Raw genomic sequence first — 21,272 nt, forward strand, 5'->3', positions numbered from 1 at the left:
TTACCTCTCCCAATTACTGTGTAGCTTTTACAAATGCTTGCTCAAGATCAGCAATCAGATCTTGGGCATCTTCTAAGCCAACAGATAAGCGCAGTAACTGTTGAGAAACACCAGCTTCAGCCAGAGCTTCTTCACCCATCGCACGATGCGTCATTGACGCAGGGTGACAAATCAAGCTTTCTACACCACCTAGCGACTCAGCAAGAGAGAAGAGTTCAAGTTCTTTAACAAACACTTTTAGCTGCTCAAATGAGCCAGCAAACTCAAAGCTCAGCATAGAACCAAAACCCGATTGTTGCTTCTTCGCGATGTCATGGCCTGGATGCTCTGGCAAACTTGGATGATAAATCTTCGCTACCAAAGATTGCGTTTGCAAATACGCCAACACTTGCTGAGAGCTTTCTTCATGAACTCGCATTCGCGCACCCAGCGTACGAATTCCTCGAAGCGTCATGTAACTGTCGAATGGCGTACCCGTTGCACCAATGCAGTTACCCCACCATGCTAACTCTTCAGCATGCTCTTCGCTCTTAGTGATCACCACACCACCAATCACGTCAGAGTGACCATTAATGTATTTCGTTGTTGAGTGGATAACAAAATCCGCACCAAGCTCCAAAGGCTTTTGGTACACAGGTGTCAAAAAGGTATTGTCCACTGCGACTAAAGCGCCAACTTGTTTTGCCTTCTCACACACAGCCGCAATATCAACAACGCGTACGAGTGGGTTTGACGGAGTTTCTAACAAGATAAGCTTTGGCTTTTTCGCAATCGCCGCATCCAACGCTTGCTGATCCGACTGGTCAACAAACTGCACTTTAAAGTCGCCTTTCTTGGCGCGAGTATTGAACAGACGATACGTACCGCCGTAGCAATCATGCGGTGCAACAATTAAGTCATCAGGTCCAAGAAACGCCGATACCCAAAGGTTTAGTGCCGATGTGCCGCAGTTAGTGACAACCGCTCCTTTACCTGACTCAAGTTCGTACAATGCTTTTTCTAACAAGCCTCGGTTTGGGTTACCAGAACGTGTGTAATCGTATTGTGGAACTTCACCAAACGCGGGGAAGCCGTAGTTAGTAGAAAGGTAGATTGGTGGTACAACAGCGTGATATTGACTGTCTGACTCGATACCAGTGCGTACAGCAATGGTCGCAGGCTTACGGGTGCTCATGGGTGTATCCTTTCACGGGTGGTGACATCTAAATGGGAATGCGCTATATCTAGCTTGTATTGCTCAATTGATTAACACTCTTCCCTAACTATTAACCTCACTTTACTTGTCTAAAAATAAGACGTCAACACTTCTAGACGTCTATATGTCTTTGCTTATGGCGGTAAATGCAGCTAAAATCAGCACCTATATTTATTTTTCTAACTTATTACATTAATGAAGGTGCGCAATGGCTGACTGGAATGGCGAATACATTAGCCCGTATGCTGAGCACGGTAAAAAAAGCGAACAAGTAAAAAAGATTACCGTCTCTATCCCGCTAAAAGTTTTAAAAGTGCTGACTGATGAGCGAACTCGCCGCCAGATCAATAACTTACGCCATGCGACTAACAGTGAGCTACTATGTGAAGCATTCCTACATGCTTACACAGGGCAACCACTGCCAACTGATGAAGACCTTCGTAAAGACCGCCCAGATGATATTCCTACAGAAGCAAAAGCGCTGATGACGGCAATGGGCATCGAATTCGAAGCGTTTGACGAAGAATAATTGCTTACAAATTCGTCAACACGATGAGGCTGCACCGGGGACAGTTTCAGACCAAACTAAAAAGGGACGCCATCGCGTCCCTTTTCTTTGCTGTCAGAAATGACTTTGGCTTACTCCGCCATGTAGTTTTCTGGCATCTCAATACGCGCCACACCTGAATCAACCGCAGCTTGAGCAACCGCTTTTGCTACGCGTGGTAGTAGGCGTGGATCCATTGGTTTTGGAATGATGTAATCAGAGCCAAACTCTAGCTTGTCTACGCCAGCTGCCTTCAATACAGCTTCTGGTACTGGCTCTTTTGCCAATTCACGAATCGCATCGACTGCCGCAAGCTTCATTTCATCATTAATTTCACTCGCACGAACATCCAATGCACCACGGAAGATGAATGGGAAACACAGAACGTTGTTTACTTGGTTCGGGTAGTCGCTACGACCAGTGCCCATGATCAAGTCATCACGCACTTCATGAGCCAATTCTGGTTTGATTTCTGGATCTGGGTTTGAACATGCGAACACAACAGGCTTATCTGCCATCAGCTTCAATGCTTCTGCAGGTAGTAAATTTGGACCTGATACACCCAAGAACAGATCCGCACCTTCAATCACGTCTTCCAGCGTACGCTTATCTGTGTTGTTTGCGAATAACTGTTTGTATTCGTTTAGGTCGTCACGACGTGTATGGATCACCCCTTTACGATCCAGCATGTAGATCTTCTCACGCATTGCGCCACATTTGATCAACAGCTCCATACATGCCACTGCCGCAGCACCAGCACCAAGACAAACGATGGTTGATTCTTCTAGCTTCTTACCTTGCAGCTCAATTGCGTTCAGCATACCCGCAGCCGTTACGATTGCAGTGCCGTGTTGGTCATCGTGGAATACAGGTACATCACAGCGTTCGATAAGGCGCTTTTCAATCTCAAAACAATCAGGCGCTTTGATATCTTCTAGGTTAATACCACCGAAAGTATCTGCAATGTTTGCTACTGTGTCGACAAATTCGTCGATCGTGCGGTGTTTCACTTCGATATCAATTGAATCTAGACCAGCAAAGCGTTTGAACAACAGCGCTTTACCTTCCATTACTGGTTTAGAAGCTAGCGGACCAAGGTTACCAAGACCAAGAATAGCCGTGCCGTTAGAGATAACCGCAACCATGTTGCCTTTCGCCGTGTATTTGTACACATTGTCAGCATTTTGTGCGATTTCGCGTACAGGCTCTGCAACACCAGGGCTGTATGCCAGAGCAAGATCGTTAGCAGTTTCAGCTGGCTTAGTCAGCTCTACTGCGATTTTTCCTGGGGTTGGGTACGCATGGTAGTCCAATGCTTGTTGGCGGCGTTCTTCTTCTGGGGTGACTTCTTGGCGATTGTCTTCAGACATGGATCGTTTCTCTTTTGTTATTTTTTCGGTAAGGAGGAATAAATTCTAAAGGATAGAAGTCAATCTTCATAGGCAAGATTGCGAGCGATATCCTTAAAAAAGGTAATAATGTAAGAGATTAGACCAGATATCTATGATTGGCACCTGATAGACAGATCAGGTGCACTTTTAATCACTTTCTTTCAGCGAGAAAACAGCGAAATATAATCTCACTCTTCATCAACGTATTGCGCTTGTAGGTAGTTTTCGATACCAGACATTTCGATCAAGCCCAGTTGCGTTTCAAGCCAATCGACGTGCTCTTCTTCGTCTTCAAGAATATCTTGGAAGAGGTCGCGTGATACATAATCACGAATATCCTCCGCATAAGCGATCGCATCTTTTAGATCTGGGATTGCTGCCATTTCGAGCTTCAAATCGCACTCAAGCATTTCTTTGGTATCTTCCCCGATCATCAATTTACCGAGATCTTGCAAATTAGGTAAGCCTTCTAGAAACAGGATACGTTCGATTAGATGATCAGCGTGCTTCATTTCATCGATCGACTCGTGGTACTCCTTGTCGGCGAGGTGTTTTAAGCCCCAGTCCTTGTACATACGAGCATGCAGAAAATATTGATTGATAGCGACGAGCTCGTTGCCGAGCACTTTATTGAGATGTTGGATTATGATTGGATCGCCTTTCATGACAAAGCCCTCCTCTTTGGCTTCATTTAAATGTAGAAGCAAATGAGAAGGTGTCAAAAAGGCTTAGCTAATAATTAGCTAGCTTGTTTCAGTGTTAGGTATTCTGTTTCCGCTAAAATCTCTTTGGCTTGTTTAATGCACTTACCACATTGGCTGCCCAAAGCAGTACATCGTTTAATTCCTTTTATGTCTGTTACGCCTTCATCTATCGCCAACTTCCTAATTTTCTTGTCAGAGACACCATGGCAAAGACAAACGTACATATTCAAAACCTTTAAATTTCACTTTGGAATGAAATATAAACAAGAATCGTTCTTGTTACCAGTTGTATTAATATGAATTACAGAACGTTTTGTTATAACGGTCTGGACCGCTTTGGCATTTTTCAGTGACTTAGCGGATAGCTAAAAAGAAGAGAAAATCGAGCAGAGCTAAGATCATGTTTTTAAAAAACAAAAAGCATGACTAAGAGTGATGGACTTATAACCATATTGAAAAGAGGAATTGTAGATATAAAAAAGGGAAGCCTAAGCTTCCCTTTTTCTAGCGCTTTCTTCAAAAAGAAGAAGAGTGCAAGATTACGATTAATTCAGTAAGAATTAGTCGAAGATCTTAGCAACAACACCAGCACCTACAGTACGGCCACCTTCACGGATAGCGAAACGTAGACCTTCGTCCATAGCGATTGGAGCGATTAGCTCAACTTGCATTTGGATGTTGTCGCCTGGCATTACCATTTCTACGCCTTCTGGTAGAGAGATGTCACCAGTTACGTCAGTTGTACGGAAGTAGAACTGTGGACGGTAGCCTTTGAAGAATGGAGTGTGACGACCACCTTCATCTTTAGAAAGTACGTATACTTCTGACTCGAACTTAGTGTGTGGAGTGATTGAACCAGGCTTAGCTAGTACTTGACCACGTTCAACTTCATCACGCTTAGTACCACGTAGAAGTGCACCAACGTTCTCACCAGCACGACCTTCGTCAAGAAGCTTACGGAACATTCAACACCAGTACATGTGTAGTAGTCGTCTTTGATACCAACGATAGCAACTTCGTCACCTACGTTTAGGATACCACGTTCGATACGACCAGTTACTACTGTACCACGACCTTGGATTGAGAATACGTCTTCGATAGGCATTAGGAATGGCATATCTACTGCACGCTCTGGCTCAGGGATGTATGAATCTAGCGCTTCTGCTAGTTCAACAATCTTAGCTTCCCATTGCTCTTCGCCGTTTAGTGCGCCTAGAGCAGAACCTTGGATAACTGGTAGGTCATCACCTGGGAAGTCGTACTCAGATAGAAGTTCACGAACTTCCATTTCTACTAGTTCTAGTAGCTCTTCATCGTCAACCATGTCACATTTGTTCATGAATACGATGATGTATGGGATACCAACCTGACGGCCTAGTAGGATGTGCTCACGAGTTTGTGGCATTGGACCATCAGTCGCAGCAACAACAAGAATACCACCGTCCATCTGTGCAGCACCAGTGATCATGTTCTTAACGTAGTCCGCGTGTCCTGGACAGTCAACGTGTGCGTAGTGACGAGTTGGAGTGTCGTACTCTACGTGAGAAGTAGCGATTGTGATACCGCGCTCACGCTCTTCTGGAGCGTTATCGATAGATGCGAAGTCACGAGCAGCACCGCCGTATACTTTAGCAAGTGTTGTACAGATAGCTGCAGTTAGAGTAGTTTTACCGTGGTCAACGTGGCCGATAGTACCAACGTTTACGTGCGGTTTTACACGTTCAAATTTTTCTTTAGACACAATCGTGTTCCTTCCTAGTTATGATTCGCCGTGATCATTATTGATCTCGACGCGCCAGAAATTGTTATTTTATGCGCCAACGCCTGTTAGCGCAATATTTGGACGCATTGATCTTTAAAAAAAGCTGGACTTTTTTTCAGCTCAAAGCGTTTTAATTAGTAACCACGGTCTGCAATGATTTTATCTGCGAAGTTTTTCGGTACTTCAGCGTACTCGTTAAACTCCATAGAGTAAGACGCACGGCCTTGAGTTGCAGAACGTAGGTCAGTTGCGTAACCAAACATCTCAGATAGTGGAACTTGAGCACGAATGATCTTAAGACCAGCCACACCTTCATCCATACCTTCGATCATACCGCGGCGGCGGTTTAGGTCACCAACAACGTCACCCATCCAATCTTCCGGCGTAGTTACTTCAACATTCATCATTGGTTCTAGAATCACAGGTTGTGCTTCTAGTGCACCTTTCTTGAATGCCATCGAGCCAGCGATCTTGAACGCCATCTCGCTTGAGTCAACATCGTGGTAAGAACCGTCAAATAGTGTTGCTTTAATATCTAGAACAGGGTAACCCGCTAGAACACCACTATTCATTTGTTCTTCGATACCTTTCGATACCGAGCTGATGTATTCCTTAGGAACCACACCACCCACAATCTCGTCTACGAATACGAAACCTTCACCAGGCTCTGAAGGTTCAAGTTTGATCCATACGTGACCGTATTGACCGCGACCGCCAGATTGACGAACGAACTTGCCTTCTACTTCCGCTTTACCACGAATGGTTTCACGGTAAGCAACCTGAGGTTTACCAACGTTACAGTCAACGCTGAATTCACGCTTCATACGGTCAACGATGATATCTAGGTGAAGCTCACCCATACCAGAGATCAGAGTCTGACCTGTTTCGTCATCCGTTTCCACGCGGAATGATGGGTCTTCCGCTGCCAGTTTACCTAGCGCGATACCCATTTTCTCTTGGTCTGCTTTAGAACGAGGTTCTACAGCGATCTGAATTACAGGTTCAGGGAATTCCATGCGCTCTAGAATCACTTTGTGGTTCTGGTCACATAGTGTGTCACCTGTTGTAACGTCTTTCAGACCGATAGCAGCTGCGATATCACCAGCGCGAACTTCTTTTACTTCTTCACGCTTGTTCGCATGCATCTGAACGATACGACCGAAACGCTCTTTCTTGTCTTTTACTGAGTTGTAAACAGCATCACCTGAGTTCACAACACCTGAGTAAACGCGCATGAAAGTTAGCGTGCCCACGAATGGGTCAGTCGCGATCTTGAATGCTAGTGCTGAGAACGGTTCGTTGTCGTCTGCGTGACGCTCAACTTCGTTCTCTCTTTCGTCGATACCTTTAATTGCAGGTACGTCGATTGGCGATGGCAAGAACTCGATCACTGCGTCTAGTACTGCTTGAACACCTTTGTTTTTGAACGCACTACCACAAGTAGCCAGTACGATTTCGTTGTTTAGTGTACGAGTACGTAGAGCTTGTTTGATCTCTGCTTCAGACAGTTCACCTTCTTCAAGGTACTTGTCCATTAGCTCTTCAGTTGCTTCTGCTGCCGCTTCAACTAGGTTGTTGCGCCATTCTTCTGCAAGCTCTTGCATGTCAGCTGGAATTTCGTCGTATGTGAACGACATACCTTGGTCGGCTTCATTCCAGTTGATCATCTTCATCTTGATAAGGTCGATAACACCACGGAAATCATCTTCTGCACCAACGTTTAGTTGGATTGGAACAGGATTCGCACCAAGACGGTTTTTAATTTGGTCCACAACGCGTAGGAAGTCAGCGCCTGCACGGTCCATCTTGTTAACAAATACCATACGTGGAACGTGGTACTTGTCAGCTTGACGCCATACAGTTTCAGACTGAGGTTCAACACCAGATGAACCACAGAACACAACAACTGCACCATCAAGTACGCGTAGAGAACGCTCTACTTCGATAGTAAAGTCAACGTGTCCAGGAGTGTCGATGATGTTAACGCGGTGCTCTTGGAATTGTGCTTCCATACCACGCCAGAAGGTAGTAGTCGCCGCAGACGTGATTGTGATACCACGTTCTTGCTCCTGCTCCATCCAGTCCATGGTTGCTGCGCCATCGTGAACTTCACCGATTTTATGAGACAGACCAGTGTAGAACAGAATACGTTCAGTAGTGGTTGTTTTACCTGCATCTACGTGAGCACAGATACCGATGTTACGGTAGCGCTCAATAGGAGTTTTGCGAGCCACGATTGAATCCTCTTAACTTAGAGATAGGGACTATTGCTATAACTAAAAAATGCTATCCCCTAGATATAGCAATAGTTCCTAGCATAGGCATAGGAACTAAAGAAGTGCTGCAAGGAACCTTGCAGCACTGAAAAGGTATTACCAACGGTAATGAGCGAACGCTTTGTTTGCGTCAGCCATGCGGTGAACGTCTTCACGTTTCTTAACCGCAGTACCTTTGTTCTCAGACGCGTCTAGCATTTCAGCAGCTAGGCGTTGAGCCATAGATTTTTCACCACGCTTACGCGCAGCTTCAACCAACCAACGCATAGCAAGTGCGTTACGGCGAACCGGACGTACTTCTACAGGTACTTGGTAAGTTGAACCACCTACACGGCGAGATTTAACTTCTACCGCTGGGCGAACATTTTCAAGAGCTTCTTCAAAAATAGCTAAGTGGTCTTTACCAGACTTTTCAGCCATAGAATCTAGTGCAGTGTAAACGATTTTTTCTGCAGTAGATTTTTTACCGTCAACCATTAGGATGTTAACGAATTTTGCCAGCAGTTCAGATTTGAACTTTGGATCTGGAAGGATCTTACGCTGACCAATGACGCGACGACGTGGCATGGATTTTCTCCGTTGTCTTCTTCAGGTTTTATCCAAAACTTTTCAGTTTTTTCAAAAAATTAAAAATAATTTAGTGTTTGGCCTTACTTAACGGAATCCATTAAGACTTAGGACGCTTCACACCGTACTTAGAACGACCTTGTTTACGGTCGTTAACGCCAGCACAGTCAAGTGCACCGCGAACAGTGTGGTAACGTACACCCGGAAGGTCTTTTACACGACCGCCACGGATTAGTACAACACTGTGCTCTTGAAGGTTGTGACCTTCACCGCCGATGTACGATGTAACTTCGAAGCCGTTTGTCAGACGTACACGACAAACTTTACGAAGTGCTGAGTTAGGTTTTTTAGGTGTAGTAGTGTAAACACGAGTACATACACCACGTTTTTGTGGGCACGCTTCTAGTGCAGGCACGTTGCTTTTAACAACTTGCTTTGCACGTGGCTTACGTACCAACTGGTTAATAGTTGCCATTAACTAGCTCCTGATTTACTTGAAAGTAAGCTTTGTGAAAAATCTATCCCTAACAGCGGTTGGCAGTTAGGGACGCAAAATTCTATGCAGCAGTGAGAGGTGTGTCAAGAAATATACGGATCTTTTTTGTTCAATTAGGGCAATTAATCCGTAAAGCTCAATCGACAGGAAAGAAGGGTTAATCCCAAGTCAGAGATTTGGCTTGTTTTGCTGTTAGTTCAACAAAGCCAGCATAGCCAATCACCTCAATAGATGGGCTGATACGATTGCTCATGCCGCGGGCTTCAATATCGCTTTGTAGCGCAAACACTGATGGACCTTTTACCTTGCTGAACGCCTTATGCTGAGGGTTCGCAGCGTACACGGCATCTTCAATCAACAAGACATCATCTTGCTCACTGTACAGTGCCATTGCATCGTCTAATGCAGCTACGGATTTGATGATATGTAACATGGCTTCCTCAGAATGACAGCAGTTTGCCCGCTTGTTGCAGTTGAGCTTTTAGTTGCTCTGTATTTAGCGCCTCTGCATCAATGACTAAATCGGCTTGAGCCAAGCCACGCTCGGCAAGCGAATCGGCACAAACAAACACTTGCTCAATGTCGTACAAGTCGAACAACTTCAACATTGGAGCGTAGTCTTTGCTTAAGATGCCTTTAGGCTCTTGTCCAAGCAGTAACTGATACACACCATCCCCAACAAATAGAACGGTGATGTCTTCACAGTACGCAGACGCTGCTAACAGCGCATCCACACCTTCACGCCCTGCATTGTTACCATGAGGCGCGCTACGAAATAGGTAAGTTAACTGACTCAAAACTGCACCACTCTATCTTGCGTTAACATGGCTTCGGCTAAGCTCCCCAAACCGGCTTGCTCGAACCCTGTCGCTAGGTTGTTCTGCTCAAGACCATGTTGATTCGCCTCATCTTCGCTGATGATGCCGCGACGCAAAGCGGCTGCTACGCAGGTTTCCAGACGAACATCGTGTTGCTGTGCGAGTGATTGCCATGCTTTGGTTAGGTCAAACTCGTCGTTGGCAGGCACGCTCAAAGCCGTACCATTAGTGACGCCATCTTGGTAAAAGAACACACTCACCAGAGTATGTCCTTGTTCAATTACCGCTTGTGCGAATTGATATGCGCTGCGCGCCGATTGACTGCCGTAAACCGGCCCGTTCACTACCAGCGTGTAAGTTAATCCACTCACGCTTATTCGTCCTCAGTCTTACGCTGACGAATGTATAGGTAAACGGTGTGTTTAGAGATATTCAGGCGATCTGCGACACGGTTGATAGCGTCTTTGATATCGAAAATACCTTTGTCGTACAGTTCCATCACTATCTGACGGTTTTTGGTGTTGTTCGAGACGGATTTGTCGGCGTTGATCTCTTCAATCGTACGCTCAACCGTTTGGTCTACGAGTTCTTCAACATCACTTGCGAAGTTAACGGATGACGCCGCTTCTTTCGCTTCTTGCGTTGGCATGAAAGATTGCAGCACTTGAGAGAAAGGCGCATCAAGGTTGACGTTGATACAAAGCAAACCAATCACACCGGTTTTCGCCGTTACGAATAGCAACGGTGATCGACTTCATTAATACGCCGCCTTTAGCGCGGGTGAAGTACGAACGTGAGAAGTTACGCTCAGAACCTTCGATGTCTTTCAGCATCTTAAGTGCTAAGTCAGTGATAGGAGAACCTACCTGACGACCGGTGTTCTCACCGTTAGCGATTTTGATTGCAGAGGTATTGAGGTCTTCCAGTGAGTGAAGAACGATCTCACAGAACGGACCAATAAGACTGGCAATGCCGTCAACGACCGCTTCGTAAGATCTCAAGATGATTTTATCGTGCTCGGTAAATGGCATCACGTTGACAGATTCCATTTCGAGCAACATTTCCGCATTTATTGTTTCTGTAGTTGTCATAAGCCTTCGAGCGAAAAATCAACAAATTGGTGTAAGTTTATCAGAAAATTTGAAAGGCAACCTAGCAAACTCACCAACTAGTGACCTAGAACAAAAAAGGCCCGTAAAACGGACCTTTTTTCATCGAGTTATCGCTAAGGATAATTATTGAGCAGCGTTGTCGTTCTCAATTTTTAGTAGCTCAACTTCGAATACTAGCGTTGAGTTAGCAGGAATGCTCGGTGTGTCTTGGTCACCGTATGCTAGCTCTGGCGGGATAACGAATTTGAACTTAGAACCTACAGGCATTAGCTGAACACCTTCAGTCCAACCTGGGATTACGCGGTTTAGTGGGAACGTTGCTGGTTCACCACGATCGTAAGAGCTGTCGAATTGAGTACCGTCGATCAGAGTACCTTTGTAGTGTACTTGAACTGTGTCGGTGTCTTTTGGCTTCTCGCCTTCAGCCGGTGTTTCAACTTTGTATAGAAGACCAGATTCTGTCTTCACTACGCCTTCTTGCTTCTCGAATTCCGCACGGAAGTCATCACCAGCTTTCTTCGCTTCAGCTGCTTTCTCAGCCGCTTGCTTTTGCATAGTTTCTGCAACACGCTTGTCTAGAGATTCTAGAGCGGCACGAGTTTCTTCTTCGTTTAGCGCTGCTTTATCTTTAAATACGTCTTCGATACCTTTAAGAACTAGGTCTTTGTTTAGGTTGATGCCAATTTCGCTTGGTTTTTCAATGCTAGTGCTTAGGTAGTTAGCAAATGAAACACCGATCGCGTAAGCCGCTTTGTCATCGTCTGTTTTAAAGTGAACTGCTTTACCAGTCTCTGCTTGAACTTGTTCTGCTTGAGGTGCTGCTTCTGGTTTTGTTTCTTCTTTTTGACAACCTACCGCTAGCATTACTGTTGCAGCAAGTAGCGACACTTTTAAAACTGATTTCATTAAATTCTCCCAATAATGGCTTAGCCACTGGTTGTTGTGCACAAATCTTCTATGAGACTAGTGAAGACAATCGTTATACCAATATACTAGCTATATGTCTTAAGACACAAACCGGATTATTAGATGTGATGCAAAGAATTTCTCATTTATTCCTATATTTAATTGTCATCACCACGTTAAATGGATGCTTTTTTACCGATCGTGATGTTCAACGTTGGTCACTCGAACCACAAGGTTCCACCAGCTTTGCGCTCAGCCGAGATGGTCGATTTGCGCTGCTGTACTCCAAAGAGCACCAATTGGTTCTTTGGGATTTGGAGCAAAACAAACAACTCGCAAAGCTGGGTGAACTCGATCAAGCCGCCAACGTGGTCTCCCATATTCGCATTTCAGACAATGGTCGTTATGCAGTCACAGCAAGCCAAATGAACTTCGCTGTGTGGGATCTCGGGTGGACTCAAGCTGAAGGGCTGTGGTCTATCGATGACGCGCTGATTCGAGACGTTGATATCACCAGTAACGGTGAACAGGTATTACTTGGACTGTCCAACGGTAAAGCGATTTACGTCAACTTAGTCACTGGTCGTCGGCTAGAGTTCCTTGCGCACCAAGAAAAAGTCAATTCTGTCGCTATCTCGCCCAACGGTCGCTTCGCTCTCACAGGTGGCAACGACTACAAAGCGTATCTGTGGGATACCGAAACAGGGCTGGTATTGCGTACCTTTGAGCACGACCAACGCGTAGTCAGAGTCGCTTTACAGAGAGATGGCAAACTGGCCATGACCTCAGACGGTGGCAACCAAGCCATCATCTGGAATTTAGAGACGGGTGAAGAAGTCACGCAACTGAGCAGTTGGTCTCGTCAGTTAATCTTTTCGACGGCGCGCTTCTCCGATGATGGCAGCTTGTTAGTAACTGGCACACCTTCAGGTCGTGTGATGGTGTGGGATACCCAGACCGGCAAACGCGTCGATGGATTTGAAGTTGAGCCGAAAAAAGATACTCGCCCTCCCCGCGCGGTCGTGTATGATGCAGCCTTTGATTCCAAGCAACGTGTAATTACTGCCACTTCTGCGGGCATTGCCCAAGCTTGGCAGCTAGAGAACGGATCATGACAGATAAAATCATTCAGCAATTGGAAGCTCGCATCAATGACTTAGAATGTCAGCTTGCGTTCCAAGAACAGACTATTGAAGATCTGAACTGCGCCTTGTCGCAGCAACAACTGCAAATTACCAAGATGCTCGATCAGATGAAATATGTGGTAGGTAAAGTGAAAAATATGGACTCGTCGAATTTAGCCGATCCGTCAGAAGAAACCCCACCACCGCATTATTAAAATGCAGGCTCAAATAGCATAAAGCCCAGAACGTGTTCTGGGCTTTGTTGTATTCGCTACTTAAAAATGTTGCTTAGGAATGAGCGGGACGAAATTATTCGTCTGCGTAGATTTTAACGGTCAGCTCGCCTTGCGTATTGATGCCAGCTCGGTACATGCCAGAACTGTTCATCGCAAAGTGCAGCTCACCTTTAGCATCAATTGCAATCAAACCACCTTCGCCGCCCATTGCTTTTAAATCACCCTGAATAATGTGTTCGCACGCCGTATGAACGTCTTCTTGCAAATAACGCATGCGTGCTGCAACGTCTTCCGCAACACGTTTACGAATAAAGAACTCACCGACACCCGTAGTGGAAACCGCGACGACACCATTCTCTGCCACCGTACCACAACCAATCAGAGCGGAGTCTCCCACTCGACCGTATTTCTTGTTGGTCACGCCACCAGTACTGGTGGCAGCGGCTAAGTTGCCTTGTTGGTCCAATGCCACTGCACCAACCGTACCGTGCTTACGATCATCTGGGTAACGAGATTCCGACAGAGCAAACAGTCCTTTCTCACGCATAGACAGCAACTGCTCATAGCGGCGATCGGTAAAGAAGTAATCCTGCTCGGTGTACTCATGACCTTGTTCAAAAGCAAACTTCTCTGCGCCCTCGCCCACCAACAATACATGGTTGCTGTTTCGCATCACGTCACGAGCGAGTTCAATGGGGTTTCTGATATGACGCACCCCAGCGACTGCCCCTGCGGCTTGATGTCGACCATCCATCACAGAGGCATCCATTTCGACCATCTCGTTATGGGTCAGTACCGAGCCTTTACCCGCATTAAAATTAGGAGAGTCTTCCAGCACTTTCACTGCCGCCACGACCGCATCTATGGCTTCACCACCTGTTGCTAGGATTTGATGCCCCGCTTTTACCGCAGCTTCTAAATCCGCCAAGATGGATTGTCGCAGTTCGTCACTCATCTGTTCACGCAAGATAGTGCCTGCACCGCCATGAATGGCAATCGAGAAAGGTTTCGTCATCGCTTTGTCCAACTGTTATTCCTTGTATGATTGGCACTACACCCCAGATAGACAAAAAGCGCAAGTTGAAACCTCAACTTGCGCTTTTTAAAGCTTTGCTAGATAGCGTTATCTAGTGAAGAGCGTGCGATTAGTGAGAACCGCAACCGCCGCCGCCACAACATTCGTGGTCGTCAGCTTTTTCTTCGCCACCGCAGCAGCCGCCTTCGTGATCGTGGTCGTGACCGCCACAACAGCCACCACCTTGGTGGATGTGACCGTGTTCGATCTCTTCAGCTGTCGCTTCACGAGTAGCCATAACTTCTACTTCGAAAGTTAGTGTTTGACCAGCTAGCATGTGGTTGCCGTCTACAACAACTTCGTCGCCGTCTACTTCAGTTACTTCTACAGGGATTGGACCTTGGTCAGTATCTGCTAGAAAACGCATGCCAACTTCGATTTGGTCAACGCCTTGGAATACGTCTGCAGGAACACGTTGCACTAGTGCATCGTTGTGGTCGCCGTACGCATCTTCAGGAGCTACTGTTACTGAGAACTTGTCGCCAGCCACTTTACCTTCTAGTTCTTTCTCAAGACCAGTGATTAGGTTGTTGTGACCGTGAAGGTAATCAAGAGGTGCTTCAGAAGTTGATTGATCAACAACAACACCGTCTTCCAACATTACTTTGTATGCAAGGCTTGCAACAACGTTCTTTTCAATTTTCATACTAACTCCAGGGAGATTAATTGACCTAACCAGAATGGGGTTAAGTACCGAGATGATAGTATTATGGGGATCAATTAACGAAGTTCAATTACTCAGGCTTAAAAATCCCGATCATTTCTTGTTCTGAGTGTTTATTTTTTTCTACAGATTGCGGTTTACGCTGCTCGGTATAATCGCAGTCGACACACTCAACCAGCTCAATGTTGTTATCAATCCACCAGCGCAGAGTATCTTGCTGACTGCATTGCGGGCAGCTTGCACCCGCGATAAAACGTTTCTTGGCTTTCACTTTTGTTCCTTTTCCCGCTTGATGCTGCGCGGGTACTACTTCCAATGATTTGGCGACTGTTGGTCGCTTTCCATTTCACGACCGAAGATTTCTTCTAGTTCTTTACGTGCTTCTTTCGAGCGTTGAGCGAGTTCTTTGTCCTCATTGTGCTGAGGCAACAAGTCTTTGAGCATAGCATTATCTAGCTTGCGAAAATGTGCTTCTGCCCGCTTTGCTTGATACGGGTGCATGCCTAATTCTACGAGCGCTTGGCGACCTAGATCTAATGCGCCTAAAAAGGTTTCTCGCGAGTAATTTTGCACGCCATGGTTCATTAACTGGTAGGCTTCTACGCGGCTGCGAGCACGGGCAAGGATCTTCAACTTCGGAAAGTGCGCACGGCAAATGTCGACAATCGCCATCACCTCATCTGGTGAGTCGGTACAGATCACTAAGGCTTCTGCTTTATCCGCTCCCGCGGCGCGTAACAAATCAATCTGAGTCGCATCACCATAAAACACCTTATAACCGTATTTACGCAGCAAGTGGATTTGGCTCGCGTCACTTTCTAGTACCGTTACTTTGATCTTGTTGGCGTACATCAGGCGTCCAACAATCTGACCAAAACGACCAAAGCCTGCGATGATCACTCGTGGTCGACGATCCACCACATTGGTCGTCACGCTCTCTTCTTCTTGGTTAAGCGTGTGCGCAAACCACTTCTTCTGCCCCATGAGCAACAGCGGCGTGGTCACCATCGACAAGCTCACCACCACCAACAGGAAGGCAACTTGCTCTTTGGTTAAGATTCCTTCTTGACTTGCAGCGGTAAAAATCACAAACGCAAACTCACCACCTTGGCTCAAAATCGCCGCCATACGACTGCGCGATTTCGCACGGACTCGAGCAGTGCGAGCCAAGACATACAGCACCAAACCTTTGACCATCACGAGAGCAATCACGGCACCAATAATTGCGAACGGTTGCAAGGCTAACAAACCAAGATTCACTGCCATACCCACAGCAATAAAGAACAAGCCAAGTAGCAGACCTTTAAACGGTTCAATCGCAATTTCTAGTTCATGACGGTATTCACTTTCTGCCAGCAGCACGCCCGCTAAGAAAGTACCGAGTGCCATCGACAGCCCCAGCTTTTGCATCGCAACAGAAATGCCAAGTACGACTAGGAGGGCGGCAACGGTGAAGAGTTCTCGCACACCACTCATCACCACAAAACGGAACAGAGGACGTAAGAGGAAATGACCACCAACTAATAACGCAACCACACTGCCTAACACCCAAATAGCATCTAACCAATCACCGCCGCTTTGACCACCGGCGAGTAATGGCAGCATGGCGAGCATCGGGATGACGGCAATATCTTGGAACAGCAGCACCGCAAAACCCGATTGTCCGGTTTCCGTGCCAGCTTGCCCCTGTTCTTCGATCACTTTTAGTGCAATCGCGGTGGACGAGAGTGCCAAGCCCATACCGATCACTAAGCTCACTTGCATGCTCAATCCAAACAGGCTGACGATGCTGCCTATCACCGCCGTGGTGACAATAACTTGAGCGCCACCCAGACCGAGGATTGGTCCGCGCATCTGCCATAACTTTTTAGGGTTGAGTTCCAAACCAATTAAGAACAGCAGCAACACCACCCCGAGTTCGGCGAAGTGGAGAATCGCGTCCACATCACTGATTAACCCCAGCCCCCAAGGACCAATTAGAACGCCTGCAATCAGGTAGCCAAGCACAGACCCCAGACCCAGCCGCTGGGCAATCGGCACCGCAATAACGGCAGCAGAAAGGAATACCACACTACTTTGAAGAAACTCACTGGTTATCGCCATGTCGACCTCCTTGCTCATCCCACTCTCTCAGGGGGTTGTTCAGCCATTGACGATATTGTTCAGCATGCTGATAACGTTCGATATCCGATACATTACGCGACCAGTACAGCACTAAAGGCTCAATCCAATGCATCTGACATAAAGCGGCAGTCAGTTCAAACGGTTGTAGAATTTGCTCAAGTGGGTATTTGTTGTAACCCATCGGGCTGAACGCATCCTCTTTACCGCCAGTAGTGATCACACTGCGCCAGTACTTACCCGCTAATGCGCTACCATCACCGAACGCAAAACCTTTGCCCAACACACGATCCATCCACTCTTTCAACAGTGCAGGACAGGAATACATATAGAGAGGATGATGAAAAACGATCACATCATGCGACATCAGCAGATCGTGTTCGTAGTTCACATCAATAAAGAAATCAGGGTACGCGCCATAAAGATCGTGCACGGTGACATGACCCAGTGATTCGATTTTTTTAATCATCACTTGGTTGGCAATGGAGTTTTGCGGTTCTGGGTGAGCATAAATAACCAGAACCCTCGGAGGAATGGGCGTAGCAACAGCCAAATGGTCGTCCTTGTGTTGATTTCTCAGGGAAAATTATCGTTATCAGTTTGTTATACTTTTTTGTATAGCATAATGCAATTAAAGCGCAGAGATCGACTTTTCCCGCCAATACCCCTACTATTCACCGCGAGATCAACGACCAAGAAACGCGCACTGCGCAAAGTGAATTAAAACTCTATGATTACCTTCTCTGATATTCAGTTACTGCGTGGCGGTAAACCTCTTTTAGACCAAGCATCTGCAACCATTCACCCGGGCGACAAAGTGGGTCTGGTTGGTAAAAACGGCTGTGGTAAATCAACTCTGTTTGCCCTACTAAAAGATGAACTGTCGATTGATGCAGGCTCATTTAGCCAACCTCAACATTGGGAATTGGCTTGGGTTGCACAGGAAACGCCTGCACTCGACCGTAGCGCACTGGAATACGTGATTGATGGTGATCGTGAGTTCCGCGATCTTGAAGCTCAACTGGCGATCGCCGAAGAGAAAGACAACGGCACCCTAGTTGCGGAGATCCACGGCAAAATTGAAACCATTGGCGGTTACAGCATTCGCGCACGTGCTGCCGAACTGCTTGATGGTCTGGGCTTTAGCCAAGAGCAAATGAGTTGGAACCTGACTCAGTTCTCGGGTGGTTGGCGTATGCGCCTTAACTTGGCTCAAGCGCTATTGTGTCGTTCTGATCTACTGTTACTCGACGAACCAACCAACCACTTGGATTTGGACGCGGTAATGTGGCTAGAGCGCTGGCTACAAAACTACCCTGGTACGCTGATTCTGATCTCGCACGACCGTGACTTCTTGGACCCGATCGTTGGTCGCATCATTCACATCGAGAACCAGCAGTTGAACGAATACACGGGTAACTACTCGTCATTCGAAAACCAACGCGCACAAAAGATGGTGCTGCAACAGGCGATGTTTGAGAAGCAACAGAAACAGATGTCGCACATGCAAAGCTACATTGACCGCTTCCGTTACAAAGCATCAAAAGCGCGCCAAGCACAAAGCCGTATTAAAGCTCTGGAGCGTATGGAGAAGGTACTGCCAGCGCAGTTCGATAACCCATTTAGTTTCCAGTTCCGCGATCCTGCAGCCCTACCAAACCCAATCATGATGATGGATGAAGTATCGGCAGGCTACGGTGACAACCTGATCTTAGAGAAGATCCGCCTTAACTTAGTGCCGGGCAGCCGTATTGGTCTACTTGGTCGTAACGGCGCGGGTAAATCAACCTTGATCAAATTGCTGTCTGGTGAGCTCAAAGCGCAAGGCGGCGATCTCACTTATTCACAAGGCGTGAAGATCGGTTACTTCGCTCAGCACCAACTAGAAACACTGCACCCAGAAGAAACACCGCTGCAGCACATGATGCAAATCGCACCAGATCAAACCGAGCAGCAGCTACGTGATTACCTAGGTAGCTTTGGTTTCCAAGGTGATAAAGCACTTGAGAAAGTCGCACCGTTTTCTGGTGGCGAAAAAGCACGTTTGGTATTGGCATTAATTGTGTGGCAGAAACCGAACCTATTGCTACTCGATGAACCGACCAACCACTTGGACTTGGACATGCGCCAAGCACTGACCATGGCACTGCAAACATTCGAAGGTGCGATGGTGATTGTTTCGCACGATCGCTACCTATTGCGTGCAACCACAGATGATTTATACCTTGTGCACGATCGCCAAGTCGCACCATTCGACGGTGACTTGAACGATTACTACAAGTGGTTGACCGAGCAACAAAAAGCCGAGCGTAAAGAAGCACAAGCGGCTCAGCCAGTTAAAGATAACGCCAACAGTGCAGCGGCGAAAAAAGAGCAAAAGCGACGCGAAGCAGAATTTCGTAAGCAGACCGCACCAATTCGCAAAACGCTGACACAGTTAGAAAACAAAATGGATAAGTTAGGTGAAGCTCTAGCGAAAGCAGAAGAGCAATTAGCGGATAACTCGCTGTATGAAGCCGAAAACAAGGCTAAACTTAACGAAGTGTTGGCGCTTCAAGCTTCTAGCAAAGCAGATCTTGAAGAAGTAGAAATGGAATGGATGTCTGCCCAAGAAACACTCGAGCAGATGGAACTAGAGTTTAATCAATGACAAACGAGCACGCAGAATACACTCTTACCCTAGAACACCTTTGGCAGTTCAGTCTGCAATTTTATGGTGTGCGAGAAGTGAAGGAAGCGTGCTTATCATTGCAAAACAACTACCACGGCAACGTGAACCTATTACTGCTGCTCAGATGGCTCGATGAGCAGCAGGTGATTTTCCAAGAACAAGATTGGCATTTAGTTCAAGGCTGTCTTGGTCGAAGCGAAACCCTACTCCACTCTTACCGCGAACTTCGTCGCCACCTCAAAGCGCAAGTCAACGACGCACTTTATCGTGAAGCATTACAGTTCGAATTGCAGCTCGAAAAGCAGCAGCAATCAGACTTAGTTGACTGTGTTAACTCACTTCAATTAGTCAAAAACGATGGTGACCCACTGACACTGAGATACTGCCGCCAATTGGGTGGAGAGCATTTGCAACAGGCGTTCTCAATTCCCGTTCCGAACATTCACCATCCATAAATCCGTCATAAACCAGTAAAATATCTATACTAAAGCTATAAAGGATTATATTAATAAGTTCTTCAGCGAACATTGAAGGACCATATAAGAGCAGTTAGGTATGACACAATTTTTCGCAGCCACCGGGATTAAGAACCCGCATCTTCAGACGCTATTGCCACGCTTTATCCGCAAGAAAGCGTTGTTTACGCCTATTTGGCAAACACTCGATACACCGGATGGTGACTTCTTAGATTTGGCGTGGTCACAACAGCCAGATTCTGAAGCCGCTCACAACAAACCAATCTTCGTCCTCTTTCATGGCTTAGAAGGATGCTTCTATAGTCCGTATGCGAACGGTTTGATGAACGCCTTCTCTAAATCGGGTTGGCTGTCAGTGATGATGCACTTTCGTGGTTGCAGCGGTAAGCCAAACAAGAAAGCCCGCGCCTATCATTCTGGCGAAGTAACGGATGCTCGTTTCTTTCTTCAGCAACTCAATCAGCAATTCCCTAACAACCCTAAAGTTGCGGTCGGCATTTCCCTTGGCGGTAACATGCTGGCGAACTACTTGGCTGAGTATAAAGACGACCCAATATTAAGTGCCGCAACCATTGTCTCTGCACCACTGGACTTGGCAGCATGTGCCAATCGTATTGAGCAGGGCTTCTCGAAAGTTTACCGACGTTACTTGCTCTCTTCACTCAAACGCAATGCACTGCAAAAGCACGACTTAATCCAAGGTGAACTCGCCTTGTCGTATAACTCGATCAAACGCGTGACTCGCTTGTATGAATTTGATGACTTGATCACCGCGCCTCTGCATGGTTTTAAAGACGCGCAAGATTATTACGATCAATGTTCAGGCTTAAGCAAGTTGCAACAGATCACCTTGCCAACCTTGATCATCCACGCCAAAGACGATCCGTTTATGACCGAAGAGGTGATCCCAAAATTCGTATTGCCAGACAACATTGATTATCGGCTTTATGAACATGGTGGACACGTTGGCTTCCTGACGGGCACGGCATTAAAACCTAAATTCTGGTTAGAAGAAGCATTACCGGCTTATTACGAAAGTATCGCCGCTGAGTACCTTTCAGCTGTATCAGTGCCACGAACACAGTAAACTATCTAGGCGCGCCAGACATCAATAACCTAAGAGGCGCGCTT

At 46.5% G+C, this 21,272-nt stretch carries 22 protein-coding genes and 2 pseudogenes; 6 read left to right on the plus strand and 18 right to left on the minus strand.

The features are described from left to right. Positions 1-13: 13 nt before the first annotated feature. Positions 14-1,174: an O-succinylhomoserine (thiol)-lyase gene (locus J4N44_RS15250; RefSeq protein WP_114092093.1), complete on the minus strand. Its 1,161-nt coding sequence runs from the start codon at positions 1,172-1,174 to the stop codon at positions 14-16. A gap of 229 nt (positions 1,175-1,403) precedes the next feature. Here J4N44_RS15250 and metJ point away from each other — a divergent pair, with 229 nt between their 5' ends. Then, the gene (gene metJ / locus J4N44_RS15255) at positions 1,404-1,724 is read left to right on the plus strand and encodes a met regulon transcriptional regulator MetJ (RefSeq protein WP_005432736.1); all 321 of its coding nucleotides are present in this window, start codon (positions 1,404-1,406) and stop codon (positions 1,722-1,724) included. 110 nt (positions 1,725-1,834) lie between these two features. On the opposite strand, the gene J4N44_RS15260 is transcribed toward metJ, so the two are convergent. The 12 genes and pseudogenes from J4N44_RS15260 to fkpA all read right to left on the minus strand — a co-directional run bounded on the left by J4N44_RS15260 (position 1,835) and on the right by fkpA (position 11,774). Beyond that, positions 1,835-3,112, minus strand: a complete 1,278-nt coding sequence (locus J4N44_RS15260) for a malic enzyme-like NAD(P)-binding protein (RefSeq protein ID WP_005451474.1) — start codon at positions 3,110-3,112, stop codon at positions 1,835-1,837. Between the two features lie 209 nt (positions 3,113-3,321). After that, positions 3,322-3,798, minus strand: coding sequence for a bacterioferritin (gene bfr / locus J4N44_RS15265; RefSeq protein ID WP_005381359.1), 477 nt, complete (start codon positions 3,796-3,798; stop codon positions 3,322-3,324). Positions 3,799-3,872: 74 nt separating this feature from the next. Further along, entirely contained in the window at positions 3,873-4,061 is a 189-nt protein-coding gene (locus J4N44_RS15270; RefSeq protein ID WP_005451472.1) for a (2Fe-2S)-binding protein, read from the minus strand. Between the two features lie 336 nt (positions 4,062-4,397). Further along, positions 4,398-5,578 (minus strand): annotated as a pseudogene (tuf, locus tag J4N44_RS15275) (elongation factor Tu). A gap of 155 nt (positions 5,579-5,733) precedes the next feature. Continuing rightward, positions 5,734-7,833, minus strand: coding sequence for an elongation factor G (gene fusA, locus J4N44_RS15280; RefSeq protein ID WP_005451470.1), 2,100 nt, complete (start codon positions 7,831-7,833; stop codon positions 5,734-5,736). Positions 7,834-7,971: 138 nt separating this feature from the next. Then, positions 7,972-8,442, minus strand: a complete 471-nt coding sequence (rpsG, locus tag J4N44_RS15285; protein WP_005438390.1) for a 30S ribosomal protein S7 — start codon at positions 8,440-8,442, stop codon at positions 7,972-7,974. A gap of 100 nt (positions 8,443-8,542) precedes the next feature. Then, positions 8,543-8,917, minus strand: coding sequence for a 30S ribosomal protein S12 (gene rpsL / locus J4N44_RS15290; protein ID WP_004399892.1), 375 nt, complete (start codon positions 8,915-8,917; stop codon positions 8,543-8,545). 178 nt (positions 8,918-9,095) lie between these two features. After that, on the minus strand, positions 9,096-9,371 hold the full coding sequence (gene tusB, locus J4N44_RS15295; RefSeq protein ID WP_005438388.1) for a sulfurtransferase complex subunit TusB: 276 nt from the start codon (positions 9,369-9,371) through the stop codon (positions 9,096-9,098). A gap of 7 nt (positions 9,372-9,378) precedes the next feature. Further along, positions 9,379-9,735 carry a sulfurtransferase complex subunit TusC gene (gene tusC, locus J4N44_RS15300; RefSeq protein ID WP_005451467.1) on the minus strand — a complete coding sequence of 119 codons (357 nt, stop codon included), beginning with the start codon at positions 9,733-9,735 and terminating at the stop codon, positions 9,379-9,381. Beyond that, positions 9,732-10,127: a sulfurtransferase complex subunit TusD gene (tusD, locus tag J4N44_RS15305; RefSeq protein ID WP_005438379.1), complete on the minus strand. Its 396-nt coding sequence runs from the start codon at positions 10,125-10,127 to the stop codon at positions 9,732-9,734. Before tusD ends, tusC begins: the two co-directional genes overlap by 4 nt. A gap of 2 nt (positions 10,128-10,129) precedes the next feature. Continuing rightward, positions 10,130-10,847 (minus strand): annotated as a pseudogene (locus J4N44_RS15310) (helix-turn-helix transcriptional regulator). A 144-nt stretch (positions 10,848-10,991) separates the two neighbouring features. Beyond that, complete coding sequence (fkpA, locus tag J4N44_RS15315; RefSeq protein ID WP_005451465.1) at positions 10,992-11,774, minus strand: FKBP-type peptidyl-prolyl cis-trans isomerase; 783 nt, start codon at positions 11,772-11,774, stop codon at positions 10,992-10,994. Between the two features lie 128 nt (positions 11,775-11,902). Between fkpA and J4N44_RS15320 the strand changes: the two genes are divergently transcribed. Together J4N44_RS15320 and J4N44_RS15325 are read left to right on the plus strand one after the other, a co-directional pair. Next, positions 11,903-12,889 carry a WD40 repeat domain-containing protein gene (locus J4N44_RS15320; protein WP_005451464.1) on the plus strand — a complete coding sequence of 329 codons (987 nt, stop codon included), beginning with the start codon at positions 11,903-11,905 and terminating at the stop codon, positions 12,887-12,889. Continuing rightward, positions 12,886-13,113 (plus strand): SlyX family protein, encoded by a 228-nt coding sequence (locus tag J4N44_RS15325; RefSeq protein ID WP_252044620.1) that lies wholly within the window; start codon positions 12,886-12,888, stop codon positions 13,111-13,113. Before J4N44_RS15320 ends, J4N44_RS15325 begins: the two co-directional genes overlap by 4 nt. Before the next feature lie 94 nt (positions 13,114-13,207). Here the strand turns inward: J4N44_RS15325 and J4N44_RS15330 are convergent, their stop codons facing one another. From J4N44_RS15330 to kefG, 5 genes are all read right to left on the minus strand, one after another. Continuing rightward, positions 13,208-14,149, minus strand: coding sequence for an isoaspartyl peptidase/L-asparaginase family protein (locus tag J4N44_RS15330; protein ID WP_252044622.1), 942 nt, complete (start codon positions 14,147-14,149; stop codon positions 13,208-13,210). A 130-nt stretch (positions 14,150-14,279) separates the two neighbouring features. Continuing rightward, positions 14,280-14,855, minus strand: coding sequence for a peptidylprolyl isomerase (gene slyD, locus J4N44_RS15335; protein WP_005432768.1), 576 nt, complete (start codon positions 14,853-14,855; stop codon positions 14,280-14,282). Positions 14,856-14,943: 88 nt separating this feature from the next. Continuing rightward, positions 14,944-15,144, minus strand: coding sequence for a YheV family putative zinc ribbon protein (locus J4N44_RS15340; protein ID WP_005432753.1), 201 nt, complete (start codon positions 15,142-15,144; stop codon positions 14,944-14,946). 35 nt (positions 15,145-15,179) lie between these two features. Further along, positions 15,180-16,976 (minus strand): glutathione-regulated potassium-efflux system protein KefB, encoded by a 1,797-nt coding sequence (gene kefB / locus J4N44_RS15345; RefSeq protein WP_017190931.1) that lies wholly within the window; start codon positions 16,974-16,976, stop codon positions 15,180-15,182. After that, a complete protein-coding gene (gene kefG, locus J4N44_RS15350; RefSeq protein WP_045401966.1) occupies positions 16,960-17,547 on the minus strand; it encodes a glutathione-regulated potassium-efflux system ancillary protein KefG in 588 nt (195 codons plus the stop codon). Before kefG ends, kefB begins: the two co-directional genes overlap by 17 nt. Positions 17,548-17,724: 177 nt before the next feature. Between kefG and J4N44_RS15355 the strand changes: the two genes are divergently transcribed. The 3 genes from J4N44_RS15355 (at position 17,725) to J4N44_RS15365 (ending at position 21,228) form a co-directional block, all read left to right on the plus strand. Next, positions 17,725-19,644 carry an ABC transporter ATP-binding protein gene (locus J4N44_RS15355; RefSeq protein WP_009702946.1) on the plus strand — a complete coding sequence of 640 codons (1,920 nt, stop codon included), beginning with the start codon at positions 17,725-17,727 and terminating at the stop codon, positions 19,642-19,644. Continuing rightward, positions 19,641-20,120 carry a TIGR02444 family protein gene (locus J4N44_RS15360; RefSeq protein ID WP_009705493.1) on the plus strand — a complete coding sequence of 160 codons (480 nt, stop codon included), beginning with the start codon at positions 19,641-19,643 and terminating at the stop codon, positions 20,118-20,120. The genes J4N44_RS15355 and J4N44_RS15360 overlap by 4 nt, the downstream gene beginning before the upstream one ends. A gap of 100 nt (positions 20,121-20,220) precedes the next feature. Continuing rightward, the gene (locus J4N44_RS15365) at positions 20,221-21,228 is read left to right on the plus strand and encodes a hydrolase (protein ID WP_252044623.1); all 1,008 of its coding nucleotides are present in this window, start codon (positions 20,221-20,223) and stop codon (positions 21,226-21,228) included. Positions 21,229-21,272 lie beyond the last annotated feature (44 nt).

This window comes from Vibrio sp. SCSIO 43155 (genome assembly GCF_023716605.1).
GTDB classification, from domain to species: domain Bacteria; phylum Pseudomonadota; class Gammaproteobacteria; order Enterobacterales; family Vibrionaceae; genus Vibrio; species Vibrio harveyi.